The following is a 4,947-nucleotide window of genomic DNA, read 5'->3' as shown; positions in this document are numbered from 1 at the left end:
CCGACTTTTAATCTCAGCCAGCTTTGCCTCACGGGCTTCAGCTACACGTTTGGCCTCTGCAATAGAGTCTTTGCGCCGCTGCGCTTCCTGGGCTTTCAGTAAACTATCGGAGCGGGCTTTTTCACGTGCCAACTTCCGGGTACGTTTAATGGCTTCTTCACGTTTTTGCTCGGCTTCTTCTTTACGTTTTTGTTCTATTTCTTTTTGCCTGCGCATTTCTGCAGCTTCTTTTACTTTTTGTATACTGTCTTGTCTGCGTTTAAGCTCTGCAAGCTTTGCTTTACGAGCCTCTGCAGCGCGTTTGGCCTGGGCAATAGAATCCTGTCTTCTCTGCTCCGCCTGCGCTTGCTTAAGACTATCTGCCCGTGCTTTTTCCCGTGCCAACTTTCTGGCCCGGTTTATACTGTCCTGACGACGCTGTTCGGCTTCAACTCTTTTGATGCTATCGGCCCGGGCTTTCTCCTTAGCCAACTTCTGTGCGCGCTCAATAGCTTCCTGGCGCTTGCGCTCTGCTTCTTCTTTACGTTTACGTTCAAGCTCAGCCAACCTCCGTTTTTCTGCTTCTTCTTTAGCCTTTTGTATACTGTCTTGCCTGCGTTTTTCTGCTGCAAGTCTCCGCTCTCGATCTTCGGCAATTCTTTTGGCTTCTGCTATTGAGTCCTGCCTCCTTTGTTCTGCCTGTGCTTGTTTTAGGCTGTCGGCCTGGGCTTTTTGACGTGCAATTTTGCGTGCCCGTGCTATAGAGTCTTTTCTTTTTTGCTCTGCTTCAATGCGCTTTAAACTATCGGCACGGGCTTTTTCTCTTGCCAGTCGCTGTGCACGCTTCTCTGCAGCACGACGTTCTTTTTCCTTTTGAGCCAGCCGCTTAGCTTCTATCTCTGCTGCTGCTTGTTCTGCTTTCTCCTGTGCTTTTTTCTCTTCGGCCTGTTCCTGTTTCTTTTCCTTTTCTTGCTGGGCTATTTTAGATTGTATTGATTTTGAATAGTCCATATCGTAACCAAAGTCACGAATTGAAGGGTCGTATTTAATACGTCCTACGGGTTGATTAAAAACCACTATATTATCATCATTTTGTTCTTCGAGTGTAACACGAAATTCATAGGGTCTGAAGGGAAACAACATCGGATCGTTTTTCGCAGCGGCAGGTACTTTAGTGTTTACCTGAATTTTTTTTGTGATATAACCCCTCCGCTTGAACGTAAGAATATAATTTTTGTCATAATCGAGCTCAAACTCAAATTTACCATTACGTGGAGGTTGAACTTCTTTGATCTGATTGCCGTTTTCTGTGAGCATAATGGTAGATTTTTCTTCATCGCCCCCCTTTACCTTTAATTTACCAAAAACAATAAAAATATCTTCCTGGCCAACCAATAAAGATGGCAGGAAAAATAGTAAGCTAATGAAGATGTATTTAATGTTCATGAATTCTTTTTTATCTATAAAAGCCACAGCTTAATAATTTTTCAATTAATTGTGACAAATCAGCAAAAATCTGCAGTTTAATAAAACGGTGTTTCTACCCATTTAATATTTCAGCATAATTTTATATCTTATGCCTAACAAAAAAAGCTAAAATTTGCCGAATATGAAAAAATATTTAACGCTCATTTGCTTCGCTTTTATCCTTTGTGCTTCTTACGCACAAGAGAACGATACTTTGCTTGATTATAGTATGCAATTAATAAGCCAACAGAAATTTGAAAAAGCTATACCATTTTTAAATACCTACAGTCAAAATCATCCTGAAAACCTGAATGCAAAATTACAATTGGCTTTTTGTCTAACACAAGCAGGTCAACTGGACAAAAGTATAACGTTGTACCAGCATATTTTATCAGCCAGACCTGGCTATCACAGGGCGTATTATATGCTTGCCAATTTGTACATGCAGAAATCACAACTTGAAAAAGCTTTATCTTTTAGCAATAAGGCTTTGGAATTTGAAAATAATCAGCGGGACTATTTACTCGTAAAAGCGCAAATATTAAGGCGCCAGGGTGACATAAAAGGAGCTTGCCGTTATTATAAAAAAGCAAAACGTAAGGGCAGCAGCGAAGCCAAACACAGCCTCGATAAGTACTGTAAGTAATTTATTTGAAGTGTTTCCCTATTGTTTTCAGGAGTTGCCGTGGCCTTATTGGCTTCGATAAAAAATCGTTACACCCTATTTTAAAACATTTCTCATCTTCATTGGCCATCATGAAAGCTGTTTGAGCTATGATGGGGATATGTGGTTTTTTATCCTTGATGTATGCGGCGGCTTCATAACCATTCATTTCGGGCATTTGCAAATCCATAAGAATCAGGTCAATATCAGGGTTTTCATCAACAGCCTGACATGCCTCCACGCCATTTTTGGCCCAAATAACATTAGCACCTGTTGGTGCAATTATTTCACGTAAGAAAATATAGTTAAACTCCACATCTTCTGCTATCAGAATGCTTTTAGTGCTCCAATTGTCGGAGCTATCCTCCTCTTTTTTACCTTCTGCCTTTTTCACTTTGAAAAAGCGGTCTGGAAAGTTTAAATAAAAAGTAGTCCCTTTATTCAGTTCTGAATCAAACCATAAAGTTCCTCCCATTTGCTCAATCATCTCTTTGGCAATGCTTAATCCAAGACCTGATCCTCCGCTTTCAAAAGTAAATGCATGCTCTTCGCTCTCAAATAGATTAAAAATTTCACTTTGCTTATCCTTATCAATTCCTTTTCCGGAGTCTTTTACGAAAAACACCAAGTCATCTTTTTCAAGATTTGCACCTATCTCAATATACCCCTCTGTGGTGTGCTCCTGGGCATTTTCAAGTAATATATTAATCACCTGTTTCAAGCGAAATACATCCACATAAACATCAGTCTGCCGATTTTCTTTTAATTTATCGAACTGTATAAATACCTTGTCTGTATGTGTTGCAGACTGCTTTTCATCAACATCAGTTTCCAGTTCATTTAATATGGTATTTACATTTTTCCACTCCTGTCTGAAGCGCATTTGTTCACTGCGTAATTTACTGGCATCAATAATATTGTCAAACATTCTTACCAAATTCCTGGAACTCTGTGTGATCAGGTTTATAAACTCCTCCCGTTCATCAATGGTGAGGTCAGGATCAGCAAGCAGGTCGCTAAAACCCACAATAGAATTCACCGGTGTCCGCACTTCGTGGGAAATATTGGTTAAAAAGGCTGTTTTTAGTTGGTTGGCCTTATCAACCCTGGTTAACATATCTTTATTGGCCGCAATTACAGCTACACGGTCGAATGCCTGGGCAAAAACAAGTGCAACACTTTTATAAAAAGAGAATAATAGGTTATTAACCGTGTTCAGATTTGGATTACGTACGACCAGCAAACCATAAACCTTGTCTTTTATTTGTACCGGAAAAATCCACCAGGTTCCATCATTTAGATCAAAATGCCTGGCAAAATAATTTTGTAAAGGTTGTGTATCTGGTGTATTATCAGTAAGGTGTATAACATGTGTTGACCGCAGGAGTTTAATGATATTCTCATCGGTCTTATATTGCATATCGTCCGGGAATAGTGCATTTTGATCCTCATGTTGCTCACAATATTTTCCCTTTTGTATGAATTGCGATTGTGTAGTGTCAATTTTATAGATAGCGACAGGTTCTCCCGATACGGTCACAATCTTTTTGAGCGACTCTTTTATGTTTTCTGATGAAATTTCACTGTCTTTACTTAATAATGGAATAATTTCTGCAATTACCTCATGCTGAAGCACACTCCATTGTAATGTATCAAAAAGTTCTTTGGTTGAAAGCGAGCTTTCACCAAAATTATCATCGAAAAAATTATTTTTGTCTTCTGAATGTGTCATATTTGTATCACAAAATAAAGCCTAAAAGTATGAAATTATTGTTAAAATTCCATCTATTGTTAGTGAGTTTATTAATTGCTCTTACAGCATCAATGGCGCAAAAGGTTAATATTGAGTTCAAAATAAATGGATTAGAAAACGAAGAACTGATCATTGCGCACCATTATGGAGAAAATACTTTGGTAGATGATACGCTGCAACTTAACATCAACGGAGTGGCAACATTAAAGGCCGATACTCTGTTTCCCCAGGGTTTATACCTTTGTATATTCCCCGATCGCTCCTATTTTGAATTTATAATGCCTGAAGACCAGGTGTTTGCCATTGAAACTGACAATGGAGCGAATGCCCAGGAATATATTCAAAACATGGAAATTAAAGGTTCAGATATAAACAAACAATTTATTGATTATCAATTATTTATGATTGATCGAAATCAGGAGTCTAATAATTTGCGTCAGGCCATGAAAGATGATCCGGGCAACCAGGCCATAAAAAAGCAGCTCAATGATTTAAATAAACAGGTGAAATCAGAATGGGAACGCATTAAAAACAATTATCCTGACTCTTTTCTCGATAAAATGTTAAGTGCCCTGTCGGAAGTTCAGGTGCCTGAAGCTCCTCAAAATGAAAATGGTCAGCCAAAAGACAGTCTGTTTCAATATAATTACTACAAGAACCACTTTTTTGATTATATTGATTTTAGCGACAATCAGTTACTTTATTCACCGGTTTACCATCGCAAGTTAAAATACTATTTTGACCGGGTAGTCATCAGAAGACCCGACTCGGCCATAGCAGCGGCAGATCGACTGCTTAAAAAACTTGAAAATAAACCGGAATACTTTCAATACACACTGGCTTTTGTTTTTAACAAATATGCACAAACAAAATATATGGGTTTTGATCAGGTTATGGTTCATCTGGCTGAAAATTACTATCTAAATGGCCGGGCTCACTGGGTATCTGATGAATATTTGGATAAATTGCGAGAGCGGGTGCAAAAGTTAAAACCAAACCTCATTGGTAACAAAGCCCCTAAACTTGATAAAGCACAGTCTATTGAAGGATATTTTTATCCTTTGCATGATGTGGAGGCTAAATA

3 protein-coding genes and 1 pseudogene are annotated in these 4,947 nt (G+C 38.6%); 2 read left to right on the top strand and 2 right to left on the bottom strand.

From position 1 onward, the window contains the following. Positions 1-1,425, bottom strand: a pseudogene (locus VJ937_RS10840) (hypothetical protein); the annotation flags it as partial. A 163-nt stretch (positions 1,426-1,588) separates the two neighbouring features. Here VJ937_RS10840 and VJ937_RS10835 point away from each other — a divergent pair. Continuing rightward, positions 1,589-2,092 carry a tetratricopeptide repeat protein gene (locus VJ937_RS10835; protein ID WP_324066980.1) on the top strand — a complete coding sequence of 168 codons (504 nt, stop codon included), beginning with the start codon at positions 1,589-1,591 and terminating at the stop codon, positions 2,090-2,092. A gap of 1 nt (position 2,093) precedes the next feature. On the opposite strand, the gene VJ937_RS10830 is transcribed toward VJ937_RS10835, so the two are convergent. Further along, positions 2,094-3,842 (bottom strand): hybrid sensor histidine kinase/response regulator, encoded by a 1,749-nt coding sequence (locus VJ937_RS10830; protein WP_324066977.1) that lies wholly within the window; start codon positions 3,840-3,842, stop codon positions 2,094-2,096. A 29-nt stretch (positions 3,843-3,871) separates the two neighbouring features. On the opposite strand from VJ937_RS10830, the gene VJ937_RS10825 reads away from it, so the two are divergent. After that, positions 3,872-4,947, top strand: a 1,076-nt coding sequence (locus VJ937_RS10825) for a DUF5106 domain-containing protein (RefSeq protein WP_324066975.1), incomplete at its 3' end; no start/stop codon positions are given.

The organism is Salinivirga sp., assembly GCF_035268865.1.
Taxonomy (GTDB): domain Bacteria; phylum Bacteroidota; class Bacteroidia; order Bacteroidales; family Salinivirgaceae; genus Salinivirga.
This window is presented reverse-complemented; position numbering and strand designations above follow the sequence as displayed.